This is a genomic window from Salegentibacter salegens (assembly GCF_900142975.1).
GTDB classification, from domain to species: Bacteria; Bacteroidota; Bacteroidia; order Flavobacteriales; family Flavobacteriaceae; genus Salegentibacter; species Salegentibacter salegens.
Genome location: NZ_LT670848.1, coordinates 183,599 through 199,396 on the forward strand (window position 1 = coordinate 183,599; position 15,798 = coordinate 199,396).

Annotated in this window: 14 protein-coding genes and 1 tRNA gene; 3 read left to right on the plus strand and 12 right to left on the minus strand. The window is 37.4% G+C overall.

The genetic code is table 11. From position 1 onward, the window contains the following. Positions 1-32: 32 nt before the first annotated feature. The 10 genes from dapB to B5488_RS00830 all read right to left on the minus strand — a co-directional run bounded on the left by dapB (position 33) and on the right by B5488_RS00830 (position 10,346). Positions 33-746: a 4-hydroxy-tetrahydrodipicolinate reductase gene (gene dapB / locus B5488_RS00785; protein WP_079733550.1), complete on the minus strand. Its 714-nt coding sequence runs from the start codon at positions 744-746 to the stop codon at positions 33-35. A 170-nt stretch (positions 747-916) separates the two neighbouring features. After that, a complete protein-coding gene (locus B5488_RS00790) occupies positions 917-1,507 on the minus strand; it encodes a DUF5683 domain-containing protein (RefSeq protein WP_079733551.1) in 591 nt (196 codons plus the stop codon). After that, positions 1,497-2,402 (minus strand): ParB/RepB/Spo0J family partition protein, encoded by a 906-nt coding sequence (locus B5488_RS00795; protein WP_079733552.1) that lies wholly within the window; start codon positions 2,400-2,402, stop codon positions 1,497-1,499. The genes B5488_RS00790 and B5488_RS00795 overlap by 11 nt, the downstream gene beginning before the upstream one ends. Positions 2,403-2,405: 3 nt before the next feature. After that, on the minus strand, positions 2,406-3,170 hold the full coding sequence (locus B5488_RS00800; protein ID WP_079733553.1) for a ParA family protein: 765 nt from the start codon (positions 3,168-3,170) through the stop codon (positions 2,406-2,408). 163 nt (positions 3,171-3,333) lie between these two features. After that, a complete protein-coding gene (locus tag B5488_RS00805) occupies positions 3,334-4,215 on the minus strand; it encodes an SDR family oxidoreductase (RefSeq protein WP_079733554.1) in 882 nt (293 codons plus the stop codon). A 266-nt stretch (positions 4,216-4,481) separates the two neighbouring features. Continuing rightward, entirely contained in the window at positions 4,482-6,614 is a 2,133-nt protein-coding gene (gene scpA / locus B5488_RS00810) for a methylmalonyl-CoA mutase (RefSeq protein ID WP_079733555.1), read from the minus strand. A 15-nt stretch (positions 6,615-6,629) separates the two neighbouring features. Continuing rightward, on the minus strand, positions 6,630-8,012 hold the full coding sequence (locus tag B5488_RS00815) for a methylmalonyl-CoA mutase subunit beta (protein ID WP_079733556.1): 1,383 nt from the start codon (positions 8,010-8,012) through the stop codon (positions 6,630-6,632). A gap of 20 nt (positions 8,013-8,032) precedes the next feature. Further along, a complete protein-coding gene (locus B5488_RS00820) occupies positions 8,033-8,350 on the minus strand; it encodes an FtsB family cell division protein (protein ID WP_079733557.1) in 318 nt (105 codons plus the stop codon). Between the two features lie 88 nt (positions 8,351-8,438). After that, complete coding sequence (gene udk, locus B5488_RS00825; RefSeq protein WP_079733558.1) at positions 8,439-9,047, minus strand: uridine kinase; 609 nt, start codon at positions 9,045-9,047, stop codon at positions 8,439-8,441. Positions 9,048-9,140: 93 nt separating this feature from the next. Beyond that, positions 9,141-10,346, minus strand: coding sequence for a PQQ-dependent sugar dehydrogenase (locus tag B5488_RS00830; RefSeq protein ID WP_079733559.1), 1,206 nt, complete (start codon positions 10,344-10,346; stop codon positions 9,141-9,143). A gap of 133 nt (positions 10,347-10,479) precedes the next feature. On the opposite strand from B5488_RS00830, the gene B5488_RS00835 reads away from it, so the two are divergent. The 3 genes from B5488_RS00835 to B5488_RS00845 all read left to right on the plus strand — a co-directional run bounded on the left by B5488_RS00835 (position 10,480) and on the right by B5488_RS00845 (position 13,458). Next, complete coding sequence (locus B5488_RS00835) at positions 10,480-11,727, plus strand: IS4 family transposase (RefSeq protein ID WP_079736478.1); 1,248 nt, start codon at positions 10,480-10,482, stop codon at positions 11,725-11,727. A gap of 202 nt (positions 11,728-11,929) precedes the next feature. Next, positions 11,930-12,004, plus strand: a tRNA-Pro gene (locus B5488_RS00840). 248 nt (positions 12,005-12,252) lie between these two features. After that, positions 12,253-13,458, plus strand: coding sequence for a site-specific integrase (locus B5488_RS00845; RefSeq protein ID WP_079733560.1), 1,206 nt, complete (start codon positions 12,253-12,255; stop codon positions 13,456-13,458). 403 nt (positions 13,459-13,861) lie between these two features. On the opposite strand, the gene B5488_RS00850 is transcribed toward B5488_RS00845, so the two are convergent. Both B5488_RS00850 and B5488_RS00855 read right to left on the minus strand, forming a co-directional pair. Continuing rightward, a complete protein-coding gene (locus B5488_RS00850; protein ID WP_079733561.1) occupies positions 13,862-14,398 on the minus strand; it encodes a hypothetical protein in 537 nt (178 codons plus the stop codon). Continuing rightward, positions 14,395-14,967 carry a hypothetical protein gene (locus tag B5488_RS00855; protein WP_079733562.1) on the minus strand — a complete coding sequence of 191 codons (573 nt, stop codon included), beginning with the start codon at positions 14,965-14,967 and terminating at the stop codon, positions 14,395-14,397. The genes B5488_RS00850 and B5488_RS00855 overlap by 4 nt, the downstream gene beginning before the upstream one ends. Between the last annotated feature and the right edge of the window lie 831 nt (positions 14,968-15,798).

Below are 15,798 nucleotides of genomic sequence, written 5' to 3' on the forward strand. Positions count from 1 at the left end.
AACAAAATCCACTCTTTGTTACTATATTTTGTTTAAAATTGGCTGGAAAGTACATCTTGCATGGTGAATACTCCTTTTTTATCTTTAAGCCATTCAGCAGCAATTACTGCACCCAGGGCAAATCCCTGTCGCGAATTTGCGGTATGCATAATTTCTATAGAATCTATTTTAGATTTATAAGAAACGGTATGAGTGCCGGGCACGTCCTCAATTCTTTTTGCTTTAATCGGGATTTCATCGGCTGCAGCGTGATCCAGTTGCCAATTGTTCTTTTTATCGTTTTCAGAAACTATTTGTTGGGCCAAACTTATAGCGGTACCGCTTGGGGCGTCTTGTTTTTGTGTATGATGAATTTCTTCAATTTCAACGGCATAATCATCCATACCGTTCATCATTTTGGCTAATTTTTTATTCAGCTCAAAGAATAAATTTACGCCTACACTAAAGTTTGAAGCATAAATAAAAGCGCTATCTTCTTTTTTGCAAATTTCTGTAGCCTTTTCATAATCATCAAGCCAGCCTGTAGTTCCACAAACTACCGGGATATTATTTTTAAAACAAGTAGTGATATTTTTAAACGCTGCTTTAGGAACGCTAAAGTCTATAGCAACATCAATTTCCATCTTATCTATCTCGAAAGTATCAATATCTTCTTCGAGCTTCAAAACAATTTCGTGTCCACGGTTTGCTGCAATCTCTTCGATTGTTTTCCCCATTTTTCCGTAACCTAAAAGTGCTATTTTCATCTCTATAAGTTTTTAAGCTATGTTTTAATCTTTTGCAATACGATTAAAACGATAACAAATATTACTATCTATTTTTACTCGATAATCGAAATTTAATGCTCCGAGGCTTGCCTCAAAATTAAAATATTGTTTCCTATGTATGCCTCATGGGCTTGCCCCGAGGTAGTTTACTAAAATCTATAATTTAGGGATACTCCATATTTGGATTTGCCCGTAAAATTATCGAATTCCATATTAGGTTTTAAACTAAGATCTTCACTAACATTAAATTGCTGTAGGTGTGCGTCTACATTGGCATCTATAATATTCAAGACATAAAATCCTGCGATTACCAATATCGATATTTCTTTATTTCTGCGGTAAAATTCCTGGGCTCTTATTAGCCCATCGTCAGTTATTCTTTGATCCCCGTCTACAGTAAATTCATCTTTCCTGCCGGCGAGTCGATTTTTATAAGCATCTCTATATCGGTTCCATTCTTTATTGTTATTGATATAGAAATATACTCCGGTTCCAATTCCTGCATAAACGAGAGGGATTTTCCAATAACGGCCATTATATGCCTGTCCTAAGCCGGGTAGAATAGCCGAATAAAATGCAGCTTTAGCGGGTGCCAGCGCATTGTAAGGTTTATAATCTTTTTCTTCTGAAACAGTATCTGGTACTTCAGGAGTTTCAACTCTTAAAGAATCTTCCTGGGCTGTAAGTTTGAAAACGAACAACAGAAAAAAGAGAAATGATAGTACCCGATTAGTCTTCACCCTGAATAAGTTTTTTTAGTCGCATAAAATCTTCTTCGGAAGTAAAAGGAATACTAAGTTTTCCCGAGCCTTTTTTAGTGACTTTAACATCAACTTTTGTCCTGAGATATTCTGAAAATTCTTTGATTCCTTTTTTATAAGAAGTAGGGACTGAAGCTGCTTTCTTAGTAGATTTTGAAGCTTTCGCACCTTCGTTTACTTCACGTACTAATTGCTCGGTCTCTCTAACCGATAAAGACTTTTGAAGTATTTTTTCGTAAATATCTAATTGCTTCTGCGGATCGTTCACATTTATAAGTGCACGGCCGTGGCCCATACTCATAAACCCATCTCGCATTCCTGTTTGAATTATAGGATCTAATTTTAGAAGGCGCAAGTAATTAGCAATAGTAGATCGATTTTTACCAATACGTTCACTTAATTGTTCCTGGGTAAGGTTTATTTCGTCTATTAAACGTTGGTAGGAAAGTGAAATCTCAATGGGATCCAGATCCTGGCGTTGAATGTTTTCAACCAAAGCCATTTCTAAAGATTCCTGGTCGTTGGCAATCCTTATGTATGCTGGAATTGTTTTTAAACCTACCAATTTTGAAGCGCGATAACGGCGTTCTCCCGAAACCAGTTGGTATTTATCAAAATCCAGTTTTCTTACGGTAATTGGTTGAATTACGCCGAGTTCCTTGATGGAAGAGGCTAGCTCTTTAAGGCTGTCTTCATTAAAACTCGTTCTTGGTTGAAACGGATTTACTTCAACAGAGTCTAAATCCAATTCCACAATATGCCCAACTAGTTTGTCGGCATTTTTATCTTCTGCAGATTGTATATCGTTTTGCGGATCTTTCAATAAAGCCGAGAGTCCACGTCCTAAAGCTTGTTTTTTGGTCGCCTTCGCCATCTTCTACGGGTTTTTCTTTATAATTTCGTGTGCCAGGCTCAAATAGTTACTGGCTCCTTTGCTGCCCGCGTCATAGTTAATAATACTTTCACCATAACTTGGGGCTTCACTTAAACGCACATTTCTTTGAATGATTGTATCGAAAACCATCTCGCCAAAATGCTTCTGCACTTCTTCTACAACCTGGTTAGATAACCTTAAACGGGAATCATACATAGTAAGCAATAAACCTTCAATATCCAGTTTGTTATTATGAATTTTCTGAACGCTTTTAATGGTATTTAATAATTTTCCTAAACCTTCCAGCGCAAAATATTCACACTGTATTGGGATAACCACAGAATCTGAAGCGGTCAAAGCATTTAATGTTAACAAACCCAGGGAAGGGGCACAGTCAATTAAAATAAAATCATAAAGCTCTTTTAGCGGGGTAATCGCCTTTTTCAGCATAGATTCCCTGGCATCCTGATCTACCAACTCAATTTCTATAGCTACAAGATCTATATGTGCAGGTATAATATCAAGATTTGGGGAGCTGGTTTTTTGAATGCAATCCTCGGGAGCTATGGAGTCTTCAAAAAGCTGGTAAGTACCTAATTCAACCTCTTCCACGTCAATCCCGAGTCCGGAAGTGGCGTTGGCCTGTGGGTCTGCATCTATTAACAATACTTTCTTTTCAAGTACTCCAAGCGAAGCGGCCAGGTTTACCGAGGTAGTGGTTTTGCCCACTCCTCCTTTTTGGTTTGCAATAGCAATGATTTTACCCATTAAGTCTTTATGATTTTTGAAGGGTAAAAATACAATTTATTACAGGTTTATAAAATGATTTTGTTAACAGCTTATACATAAAAAACCGATTGTTGCCGGAAAAGCACAACAATCGGTTTTAAATGAAATAAATTCAGTAGAATTAATCTCTATTAAAATGGAGTTAGCTCCCTTTTTTCGATTTGATCATTGCTTCTAATTGGTCCCACATTTCCTCGGGAATTGCTTCCAGTAAATTGAACTGTCCGGCACCTTTTAGCCATTCCCCGCCATCTATGGTAATTACTTCACCATTTACATAAGCTGAAAAGTCTGAAACTAAATAAGCGGCAAGATTTGCCAGTTCCTGATGTTCCCCAACCCGTTTAAGCGGAACTTTTTTAGCAAGATCGAATTTGTCTTTCAAATCTCCCGGCAATAATCTATCCCAGGCACCTTTGGTAGGGAAGGGGCCTGGTGCAATTGCGTTAAACCTAATTCCGTATTTCGCCCATTCTACCGCTAAAGAGCGCGTCATAGCCAAAACTCCTGCTTTTGCGGTAGCGCTTGGTACTACATAAGCAGAACCTGTCCACGCATAAGTGGTCACAATATTAAGTACGGTTTTATCTTTTTGTTTTGTATCTATCCAATGCTTTCCAAGCGCCATTGTGCAGTTTTTGCTTCCTTTTAAAACTATATCTATAATAGTATCAAATGCGTTGGCGCTTAATCTTTCAGTTGGGGAAATAAAGTTTCCTGCAGCGTTATTTAATAATACATCCACGCTTCCAAATTCTTTTAGAACTTCATCCCGCATATTTTCTACCTGTTCGTAATGCCTAACATCACATTGAACAGCAAAACATTTACCTCCGGTTTCATTTTCAAGTTCTTTGGCGGTATTTTGTAGTTTTTCCAGGTTCCTGGAAGTAATAGCCACGTTAGCGCCAAGTTCCATAAAGTATTTGGTCATTGCTTTCCCGAGGCCGCTTCCTCCACCGGTTACGATTATCGTTTTGCCTTTTAAAGCATCGTCCCGAAGCATTTTTTTAGTATAATCCATAATTTTTTTAATTATCGGTTATCTGTTGTCAATTGTTAGTAATTTGTTGTGAGTTGTGGTTTTACCCCCGTTTAAATTAGGCTAGTGTAATTTAATAAGTTCGCCTGGTTACTTTCTTTAATTGTGGGCATTTATTTCGTTAAGTTTAAGTCCTGGCAATTGCTTTTCCTCAAAAAAAATAACCACCACGTAAGATACATTATAAAATATTCAATTAAACTAAAGCTATTGAAAAGCTTACTGCAAACTGCCACTGCTCACTTATTTTACTCTTCTATCAAGATCTCCAAAAGCAGAATAGCGGCTTCACTTATTTTAGTTCCCGGTCCAAAAACAGCAACAGCGCCGGCATCAAATAAATATTGGTAATCTTGCGAAGGGATTACCCCGCCCACAATTACCATAATATCTTCTCGTCCTAATTTCTTTAATTCTTCCAGAACCTGCGGCACCAAGGTTTTATGACCTGCTGCCAATGAGGAGACTCCAAGAATATGCACATCGTTTTCCACGGCCTGTTTCGCAGCTTCTTTTGGTGTTTGAAAAAGTGGACCAATATCTACATCAAAACCAAGATCGGCATAACCGGTGGCTACCACTTTTGCACCACGATCATGGCCATCCTGACCCATTTTTGCGATCATAATTCGGGGTCTTCTTCCGTCTTGTTCTGCAAATTGATCGGCCAGTTCCCTGGCTTTTTTAAACGAAGTATTGTCTTTCATTTCTTTGGAATATACACCGCTAAAAGTTTGTACTTTGGCCTTATGCCTGCCGTAAACTTCTTCCAGCGCCTCGCTAATTTCACCTAAAGTTGCGCGATGTCTTGCTGCCTCAACAGCTAAACTAAGTAAATTGCCGTTTTCTTGTTTAGCACATTCGGTAAGATCTTTTAAGGCTTTTTGTACTTTTTCGGTATTTCTTTCAGCTCTTATTTTTTCCAGGCGTGCTACCTGTTGTTTTCGAACGGTTTGGTTATCTACCTCTAAAGTAACCAGCTCATCTTCTTTTTCAAGTCGGTATTTGTTGGTGCCTACTATAATATCGGTTTCGCTGTCAATTCTCGCTTGTTTTTTAGCTGCGGCTTCTTCAATACGCATCTTTGGAATTCCTTCTTCAATGGCTTTGGTCATCCCACCAAGTTCTTCGACTTCTTCTATTAGTTTCCAGGCTTTTTCAGCAATTTCATCGGTCATTTTTTCGACATAAAAACTACCAGCCCAGGGATCTACCGTTTTGGTGATTTTTGTTTCCTGTTGAAGGTGCAACTGCGTGTTTCTCGCTATTCTTGCTGAAAAATCTGTAGGTAGCGCAATGGCTTCATCTAAAGCATTGGTGTGTAAACTTTGGGTTCCGCCAAAGGCTGCTGCTGAAGCTTCAATACAGGTTCGAGCTACATTATTAAAAGGATCCTGTTCGGTTAAACTCCAGCCGCTGGTTTGCGAATGCGTTCTAAGCGAAAGTGATTTTGCATTTTTCGGATTAAATTGCTTTACGAGTTTTGCCCAAAGCATTCTGGCGGCTCGCATTTTAGCGATTTCCATAAAATGGTTCATCCCAATTCCCCAGAAAAATGAAAGTCGGGGAGCAAAACTGTCTATATCCATCCCGGCTTCCAGGCCTTTGCGAATATATTCCAATCCGTCGGCTAAGGTGTAAGCCAGTTCAATATCGCAGGTAGCACCGGCTTCCTGCATATGATAACCCGAAATACTGATGCTGTTGAATTTCGGCATATTCTGCGAAGAATATTCAAAAATATCTGAAATAATCTTCATAGAGGGAGTAGGAGGGTAGATGTAGGTATTCCTCACCATAAACTCCTTTAAAATGTCATTTTGAATCGTACCCGAAAGTTGTTCGGGTTTTACGCCTTGTTCTTCTGCAGCTACAATATAAAAAGCTAAAACCGGCAAAACCGCACCGTTCATCGTCATAGAAACCGACATTTTATCGAGCGGAATCTGGTCGAAAAGGATCTTTATATCCTCAACAGAATCTATGGCAACACCGGCTTTTCCAACATCACCAACCACACGCTCGTGATCACTGTCGTACCCGCGATGCGTAGGAAGATCAAAAGCTACCGAAAGTCCTTTCTGCCCGGCAGCGAGGTTTCTTCGGTAAAAAGCATTGCTTTCTTCTGCAGTAGAAAATCCGGCATACTGGCGAATTGTCCAGGGGCGGCTCACATACATCGTACTATAAGGCCCGCGCAGATATGGAGGTATCCCGGCAGCAAAATTTAAATGCTTTAAATCTTTAATATCTTCTTTTGAATAAGAAGGCTGTAAATCTATTTCTTCAGGAGTTTCAAAACTCGTGTTTTCTCCCTCTTTTTGTCTTTTTCCAAGTTCAGGCTGTTGTAATTTTATATGTTGAAGGTCTTTTCTTTGCATAGCTAATTTTTAAAATTAATCGGCTTTTTCCTGCTTTAGGCGTTCTTGTTCTACTTGTTCGCTTAAACGTCTTTCCAGGATAGGTTCAATTAAAGTTTTACGCGGATTTTGCTTTAAAAAGGGATACAATTCCAGTTCATCTTTCATTTTATCCTGCGGATTTTCGAATTTATTGGTGCCAATTAATACCAATTCTCCACTATCAAATTGCTCCTGTTCTTTTTTAGCGCTTTCCTTAATTTTGCGCTGAATAACCCCTTCTTTGAGTTGTTTTAAAAATCCGCCGCCTTTTTCAATTTCTTTAAAAATATCTAAAGCCATATCCGCAAATTGTTTGGTAAGGCTTTCAATATAGTAAGCACCTTCGGCTGCATTAGCAACCTTGTCAAGATAAGCCTCGTGTTTCATCACTAACAATTGGTTTCTGGCGATCCTGTCGCCAAATTCATTGTTTTTATGATAAATCGCATCGTAAGGCATATTATAAACCGTATTGGCACCGCCTAAAACCGCGCTCATACTTTCAGTAGTAGTTCTTAGCAGATTTACATTAAAATCGTATAGTGTCTTATTTCTTTTAGTGGGCTGAGCCAGGATATGGCAGGTCTCCGGAACGCTATATTCTGAAGCCAAAGTAGCGTATAGCCATCTCAGCGCTTTAATTTTAGCAATTTCGAAGAAATAGTTTGGCCCGGAAGCGATTAAAAATTGAGGTTGAAATTCCTTGAAATTTGAGTTTTCCTGAAAATGGTTCAGGTATTCGTTAACGTGGGAAAGGGCATAAGCCAATTGCTGCGGAATATTAGCCCCTGCATTTTGATATAAAGTGGTATCTATGCTGATTACCGACTTAAATGCTTCAGAATTATCAAAGATACCATCCAGAATTTGGTGGTCTTTTTCAAGGTTTTGAAACCAATTTCCGGAACGGGCAAGGTTTCCTACAATATCAAATTGAAGGAAAATCTGATGTTTTTTTTCATTAAAAAACTCTCGAAAACGTTTGAAATAATCTTCAGAAAAAAAGTTGAAACTAAAGTAAATTATAGTTTTTTCCAGTTCTATACTTTTCAGTAATTTTTCAATAGAAACTTCTTCATTTGGGATGATAAACCAAAGGCTTTCGGTTCCTTTATTAAGGACTTCCTGGGCTCGCCGATTAGTTTTTTCCGCAGAAGCAACGTATAACCGCTCGCAAATGTTCCAGTTTTTTGGAGAAGGTGTTTTTATACTTTCTTCAACATCTTCAGCACTATAAAAAGGTTTTATATTGATTCCGTCCAGGGATTTATAGACGAGTTTCTCGTTATAATCGGCTCCCTTAAGATCAAATTGTATTTTTTGTTTCCATTGCTTTGCAGAAACTTCTTCAAATTCCTGAAATAATGATTCTTTCATTGTGTGGTTTTTCTGAAAAATTAATCCTGAATTGTGTCGTATTCAATGATGAATATTTCTTCATTGGGACGTTTCATATAATACTGCTGACGGGCAAATTTTTCCATTTCTACTGAATCCTGAAGCTGCTCGATGGTTGTTTTATCTTTAGAAATTTCATTTTCGTAATACTGCCTGTTTTCTTCAAGTTCCTCTACTTCCTGATTGAGTTCATTATGGACTAACCAGGAATTACTATCTAAAAAAAACATCCAACCTCCAAAAATAAGTATTAGCAGCACGTATTTGTTGCTGATAATTCTAAACCATTTTTTGTTTCTTAATTCTTTTAATTTCACACCTTCTAACTTCAGTAACTAATTAAGATTGTTTTGGTTAAGCCGTAAAACTTAAATTTTAGCGGCTATTTGGCTTAAAGATACAAAATTAGGTCAAGCGGTCTTTGATAATGGTTTGCACAATATCAACAGCTACGGTGTTGTAACGGTTGGTGGGAATAATTAGATCGGCAAATTCTTTGGTAGGTTCTATAAATTGCTGATGCATTGGCTTCAGCGTAGTTTGGTAGCGCCATAAAACTTCGTCTAAATCGCGGCCACGTTCAGAAATATCCCTTTTAAGTCGGCGAATTAAACGCTCATCACTATCGGCATGAACGTAAATTTTAATGTCGAACATCTCCCTAATATCTGGATGGGCGAAGATTAGAATACCTTCTACAATCACCACCTTTCTAGGCTGGGTTTCAAGGGTTTGTTTAGTACGATTATGTTCGGTGAAGGAATAAACAGGCTGCTGAATGGTATTGCCTGCTTTAAGTTCTTTTAAATGTTCTACTAAAAGATCGAAATCTATAGATTTTGGATGGTCAAAATTGGTTTTAACCCGCTCTTCTTTAGCTAAATGACTTAGGTCTTTATAGTAGGAATCCTGGGAAATAACATCTACCTCTTCATTTTTTAATTCGTCTATAATTTGCCTTACTACCGTAGTTTTTCCACTACCGGTTCCACCTGTAATTCCTATAATGAGCATCTAAAAAAATTTGGGGCAAATTTAAACATTTGCCCCAAATTAGAAATAAATATGATGTTTTAATTCCTAAGCCTTGATCTTAGGGACTATAAATTATTCGGCTTCTCCATGTGGTAGCAATTTTACTATTCCTGTACCTTCTACAGCAGCGTAAATAAAACCATCAGGACCTTGTTGAACATCTCTTAATCTTCCAAGACCTTCTAATAACTTTTCCCGTTTGGTTACTTCGCCATTTTCTATTGCTAAATGTTCTAAATATTGAAATTTAAGTGCGCCAACTAATAAGTTTCCTTTTAGTTCAGGATATTTATCTGAAGTTACTTTTTCAAATCCGCTAGGAGCAATTGATGGTAGCCAGTAGGTAAGTGGGTTTTGAAATTCAGGTCCTGTTCTATCTTCAGTAATCGTGGTACCGTCATAATTCTCGCCATAGGTTACTACAGGCCATCCATAATTTTTTCCGGCTATAACTACGTTTATCTCATCACCACCTTTTGGGCCGTGTTCATTAACCCAGACTTCCCCGGTTTCTTCGTTGAAAATCATTCCCTGCGGATTTCTATGTCCGTAAGAATAAATAGCTTCTTTGGCGTTTTCTTCACCTACAAAAGGATTGTCTGAAGGAATACTCCCGTCTAAGTTAAGACGGTAGATCTTACCACCGTCTCTGGTAATATCCTGCGGATTAACATCTCGATTTCCTCGATCTCCAATGCTGAAAAACAGGTGACCTTCACCATCAAACACAATCCTTGAACCAAAATGCTGGCCTCTGGTTGAATTTGGTTCGGCTTTGTAAAGATCTTCACGATTGGTTAATTCATTATTTTCAAGTTTAGCACGCATTAAGGCAGTATTTCCACCTTCGCCTTCGCCTTCACCTTCATCTGATGAATAGGTGATATAAACCCAATTGTTGTTCTCAAAATCGGGATGAAGGGCGATATCCAGTAATCCGCCCTGTCCCTGGTTGTAAATCTCGGGACTACCGTTGATGGCTACTCTTTTTCCATCTTTAAAATGATAAATGTCTCCACCTTTTTCGGTTGCGAGAATGCTGCCATCAGGAAGGAAGTCAAAGCCCCATGGAATTGACATGTTCTCTGCAACGACTTCGTGTTCATACTCTTTTTCGGGAGAAACAGCTTCAGGCATTTCTTTAGGAACTGGATTATTAGAATCCTGGTTATTTGTTTCTGTTGGTTCTTCAACTTCCGCTTTTTCTTCAGATTTTTGGTTATCGCCGCAGGCCGAAAAAGTAAAAATTAAGCCTAGTAATAATAAAATTCGCTTCATAATAATTTTTTTTGTGATTAGCTTATCCTACGTTATCAGTAAGATTTAACTAAGATCACAACCATCCGAAAGTTGAAAAATAAAATAGCCTGAGAATCCCTTATTTTTGTTTTGGACAAAAAAAATAATTTTTATGGGACTCTTCAGGCGCACTAAAAATACAAACAAACCTCTTCTTCGACAAATAATTGACCTATGTCCTCGCTGGATGCTCACGCGTTGTGCCGATGAGCACAATGGCGACAAGGGGTGCAGCAGATATAAGACCTACGATCAATTCGTTGCCCAAACTTTCGGACAGCTGAATAAATGCTACACTCTTAGTGACATTTCCACTGGTATCGGGGTCAGCGAAACATTTATTTCGGATTTGGGTCTTGAGCAGAGCCCAGCGCGTTCTACCATGAGCGATGGCAACAAAAAGAGGAGTTATAAAGTCTTCGAGAGCTTATATTACCGGTTGTTAGGGCACTATGGCCGACTATTGTCGAAGCACGGACAGTCTCATATAATCAAGGAAATCAAAGACCGTGACATAAAATTGATCGACAGCACCACGATCAGTCTATGTCTGTCCATGTTCGATTGGGCAAAGTTTCGGACAGCTAAAGGAGGTATAAAAATACATACCTGCTGGGACGATGCCATGATGATCCCCGATATGGTCAATATAACAGAGGCAAAGCTCCATGACAGCAAAGGACTGGCCCAATCCGTTTTCCGAAAGGGAACGGTCATCGTGGAGGACAGGGCGTACTTCGATTTTCTGTTGATGCGCCAGAGGATCGCGGCAGAAAATGTTTTTGTCACTCGCATCAAGATCAATACGGTCTATCAAACCTTGGAAGAACTGGAGCTCCCCGAAGGTAGCGATCAGGATATCCTAAAAGACGAGATCATCGTTTTACCAAGCAAGAAGGCCGTGGAAACAGGCATTGCGGAACACCCTCTCCGGTTGGTGCACGTTTATAAGCAGGACGAGAACAAAGTGATAGAAATAATCACCAACAACTTGGATTGGAGCGCCAGGACCATCGCGGACCTTTATAAAAAACGATGGGATATTGAACTTTTTTTTAAGGCGATAAAACAGAACCTCCAAATAAAGACCTTCCTTGGAACCAGTGAGAACGCCGTAAAATCACAAATATACATCGCGCTCATAACCTATTTGCTGCTCCAGATAATTGTGAGGACAATAGCCAAAAAAGAACATGCATTTTCCAATTTCGTGGAAAAGATCAGGATCTGTCTATGTTTTTATCTTACCCTCGATTATGCCTGCAATACCGTAGGAGAAGGGGCGAAAAGAATAAGGGGTCAGACCAAACTCCACTATAGGGTAGATCCAGACTTATTTTCTCCCATTAGCCCTAATTGAAGCCTGAAAATAGGGGTGGCCGAAGGTTTTAGGTTTAAAGTCAAAAACTTTCGGATGAGTGTGAACTAAGATATAAAAAATCTAAAGTTTTTCTTGTAGAGTGATAACTTTTCTTATATTTGCACCCGCTTTGAAGGATATTAATGATGACAAAGCAGCTTGAAATATTGGATTTTAACTGATAACGTGAGTTATCAAGCTACGGGGTGTAGCGTAGCCCGGTTATCGCGCCTGCTTTGGGAGCAGGAGGCCGCAGGTTCGAATCCTGCCACCCCGACTTTTACAAGTTATATTTTAACACAAAAAAAGGATAATTGTATGGTTTTCATATAGTTACCCTTTTTTTTGTGCTCAAAATTTAACAAATAGTGTTAAATTTTATGTGAGTTAATCGTGAGTTCACGGTGAATTTGTGAGTTAATCGTGAGTTATTTTTTTGTATTTTTAGCTTACCGGTACTCCATAATTATGTATTGGTAGTTTGACTTTCGCCTTAATTAATTGTTTCATTTAAACAACAAAGCTATGCGTACCAGTCAAACCTTTTCCATTTCTTTTATTATCCGAAAAAAGAAAAAACAACCTGAATCAGCTATCCTCTATGCCCGAATTACCGTAAACGGCAAATCCCTTGAAATCAGTTTAAAACGTACTATTCCGATTGACAAGTGGAATCCAGTAGCCAGTAAACTTACTGGTAACAGTTCTGAAAGCCGGCTCATCAATAAAAAAATTGATGAAACCAAGGCCCAGCTCTATAAAACCCATGACAGTCTTGTAAAAGAAGGACTGCTAGTAACCACGCAGACGGTCAAAGCTAGATTTTTGGGGAGTGATCAGCAGCATTATACGCTTATCTATTTGATCCATTATCACAAGGAGAAAATGGGTAAGGTTTTAAAGTATGGGACTATGAAAAACTATACAACTACGGAAAACTATCTCAAAGATTTTTTAAAAGCCCAGTATAATACCTCAGATATTTATTTAAAACAGATTGATTACCAGTTTACCCTGGGATTTGAAAGCTTTTTGAGGGGCTTGCCAAGGCTCCAAAATAATGGAGTCATGAAGCATATGGAACGCTTTAAAAAACTGATGCGCCTGGCCGAAGATTTAGATTGGATTGAAAAGAATCCAACCAAAAGGTTTAAACTCCGTTTTGACCAGGTGGATATGGTCTACCTATCCAAAGCCGAATTACAAAAGATCAAGGAAAAGGAGTTCAAAAGGTCTACTCACAATATCAACCGAGATATTTTTGTGTTCTGTTGTTATACGGGGTTGCCCTATGGCGATGTCAAGGAGCTAAAGAAAAAGCATATTCAGATAGGTGTTGATGGGAATAAGTGGATATACACCCGAAGGATAAAAACTAATACGATGCTGAGAATCCCACTGTTAGAAGAAGCTGAACGAATTCTTGAAAAGTACCAGGACCATCCAAAAGTACATTCGAGTGATATTTTACTTCCGGTATATTCGAACCAAAAAACCAACCAATATTTACGGGAAATCACCAAAGCGGTAAAAATCGATAAGGAATTAAGTTTCCATTCAGCTAGGCATACTTTTGCCACAACGGTAACTTTAGCTAATGGAGTTCCTATAGAAACAGTATCTAAGCTATTGGGACATACAAAATTATCAACCACCCAGATTTATGCTCGGGTGATTGATTCTAAGATCTCTAGTGATATAGATATGTTGAGGGAAAGATTGAAAGATTAGAACACAGTGTGGCAGCCTTTATTTTCTGCTCCCGTAATACCAATAAATGCAGTACTTTTCTTTCCTCCAGGTAACCGAATGGGTAACTTTGAGAATGATTTAAATAACTAACCAAAGATAAGGAATTTTAAAAAGTACAAATTATTGCAAGGTGTTTATATCTTTAGATCTCCAACAAATTCAAGCGAACGAACTTCGCGTAATTCCAAAGTTTGGTTTGTTGTGCCAATACATCGGCTAAAGAAAAAATCCGATCATATAATATGTTGGTCGTCAAGTGATTTTTGTTTAATAACTCCAGTTTAGTATCAACTTGTTGTGTGATATCCTGACCGATAAGGATAGTTGAAAATAGTAGAAAGAATAATAAGTAAAAATGCTTTATATACAGTGATTTGAATTATTATTCATTAAGGATTTCTAAATTGATATTTAACTTTCCCTGAGATAGTTCAATAGTATCGGAAGAATTTTCAGAATTTAAAAGTATAATTTCCCCAAATTCAAAGATTAAGTTTTCTCTGGATGTGAAACTTTTAATTGTTATGGCCTTTGATTTGAATAGTGAATAAAAGACTTTATTGGTATTTCTGTCATTTAATTCAATTAAATTTCTTTCCTCTTCAAAGAAATCTAAATCTCCATCACTTTGCTCGATATTTATAGAGCCGGAACTAGGAATATTTGAAAGATAAATGAATAAGTCATGATTTCCATCCCCCAAATTTATCTTCCAAGTATTATTAGCTAATAAATTCACTTTTAATCCATCTTCTGTTTTTAAAAAGCCTCCATGTTCTTTTTGTATAAAAACTTCTCCATCAATTTTACAAGAAAAAGTGTTCTCTGCGGTAATTGGAGGAATGGAAACATTCTCTTGTTTCTCACAGGCGTAGCACCCAAGAAGTAAAAAGCATAGTATTACAATAAAATTTTTCATAGGCTATCTCTTTTATTTAAAGTGTTACGGTTAATGTTGAAATGACCATCAGTTAGGACAGCTTTATTATTTGGGTTATTGGGATCTGATAAAGTAATTTTTTCAAATTGCCCACTGATAATGCTATCGCCCAATACTTCAGTAATTGTTATGAACTCATTCAATTCAGAAGAGTTAGAAGAAAATGCAACCCCGGTATTATACCCGGTTCCATCACTGATGGAAACAGAGGTTTCATCATCCCCTTCTTGATAATAAACTAAATCTCCATCAGACTGCCCTATTAAATAGTCTTTCTTCTCGTCAACTTCGTAGAGATAAAAGTATATATCTTGCATTGAACTATTCCTAAAAGTTAATTTGTAAGTTTTATTGTTTTCATAAGCACTAATACCATATGTAGTATTGGCGAATTTCTCTACATCTTCAGCCCTAAATTGTTTTCCATTTATTTTAGCCGAAAATGAATTTTCTCCTCTGGTAGGTCTAGGTGTTCCATCATCAGGCGTACAAGATTTTATTATTAAGGCAACAAAAATTATGGTTAAAAGTTTTATTATTTTCATCATTAAGAGGCTTGTATTCAATAGATGCACTTTTGTTGAATTGGTTGCGTTAAATCACTATCAAACATACAGTAAAATATATTACTTAAATCTGTTCTTCATTCTAACTTCCAAACCTTAAATAAAAACATAAGTTTAAAAAACCTTTGTAAAAAGTGCATTTGCAAACTAAGGGGAAAGTAAAGGGAGTAAGCAAGAGGGTAACGGGCAGAGCCCGTTACATATTTATATACCACTCATTTTTAGATACTTATAATCAACATCAAACCAATTAATTAGTAGATTTGCGACAATTGGCTTGGAAAGCCGCATAAACAGGCTCAAATTTGCGACAATTTCATAGAATGTTATGTAAAAATAGATGCTTCTAGCCAGGTGGAAATGAAGGAAATTTGTATTGTAATCTGTTTTTATTATTCCGTTTTGCAATTTTCATATGGCTGTAATTGCAAGCTCTCTTTTCTTGTTATTCAATTTTATTTTCCGATAGAAGTCGAACAATTATTCTGGTTGTTTAATCTTCACTAAGTCCAATTTTTCTTCGACGTCTATTTCATTGAGTTGTCTATTATTTTTAACCAATGATGGCAGTACTATTACAATCAGTATAGGGATTACAGCAACTTTAGCCGTTTCAGTATTTTGCAATTATATTCTTTCTTTGGCAGTATAATTATTTACTTCAAACTATCGATTATCATAACACACTACCTGCAGTTGGAATTCAATTTTTAAGTATTGTCTGGAAACTTAATTCAAAAAGTTTAAGAAAAACAAAAAATTCTATTGGAAAAATAAAAAAAATATATATTATTGCACTGTATTAGTATACTG

What these genes read in the sequence shown, in the direction of transcription:
- scpA (WP_079733555.1), bottom strand. Translation starts at nt 6,614, where the DNA reads ATGCAAAGAAAAGACCTTCAACATATAAAATTACAACAGCCTGAACTT.
- B5488_RS00795 (WP_079733552.1), bottom strand. Translation starts at nt 2,402, where the DNA reads ATGGCGAAGGCGACCAAAAAACAAGCTTTAGGACGTGGACTCTCGGCT.
- B5488_RS00855 (WP_079733562.1), bottom strand. Translation starts at nt 14,967, where the DNA reads ATGATGAAAATAATAAAACTTTTAACCATAATTTTTGTTGCCTTAATA.
- B5488_RS00835 (WP_079736478.1), top strand. Translation starts at nt 10,480, where the DNA reads ATGGGACTCTTCAGGCGCACTAAAAATACAAACAAACCTCTTCTTCGA.
- dapB (WP_079733550.1), bottom strand. Translation starts at nt 746, where the DNA reads ATGAAAATAGCACTTTTAGGTTACGGAAAAATGGGGAAAACAATCGAA.
- B5488_RS00850 (WP_079733561.1), bottom strand. Translation starts at nt 14,398, where the DNA reads ATGAAAAATTTTATTGTAATACTATGCTTTTTACTTCTTGGGTGCTAC.
- B5488_RS00805 (WP_079733554.1), bottom strand. Translation starts at nt 4,215, where the DNA reads ATGGATTATACTAAAAAAATGCTTCGGGACGATGCTTTAAAAGGCAAA.
- B5488_RS00845 (WP_079733560.1), top strand. Translation starts at nt 12,253, where the DNA reads ATGCGTACCAGTCAAACCTTTTCCATTTCTTTTATTATCCGAAAAAAG.
- B5488_RS00800 (WP_079733553.1), bottom strand. Translation starts at nt 3,170, where the DNA reads ATGGGTAAAATCATTGCTATTGCAAACCAAAAAGGAGGAGTGGGCAAA.
- udk (WP_079733558.1), bottom strand. Translation starts at nt 9,047, where the DNA reads ATGCTCATTATAGGAATTACAGGTGGAACCGGTAGTGGAAAAACTACG.
- B5488_RS00830 (WP_079733559.1), bottom strand. Translation starts at nt 10,346, where the DNA reads ATGAAGCGAATTTTATTATTACTAGGCTTAATTTTTACTTTTTCGGCC.
- B5488_RS00815 (WP_079733556.1), bottom strand. Translation starts at nt 8,012, where the DNA reads ATGAAAGAATCATTATTTCAGGAATTTGAAGAAGTTTCTGCAAAGCAA.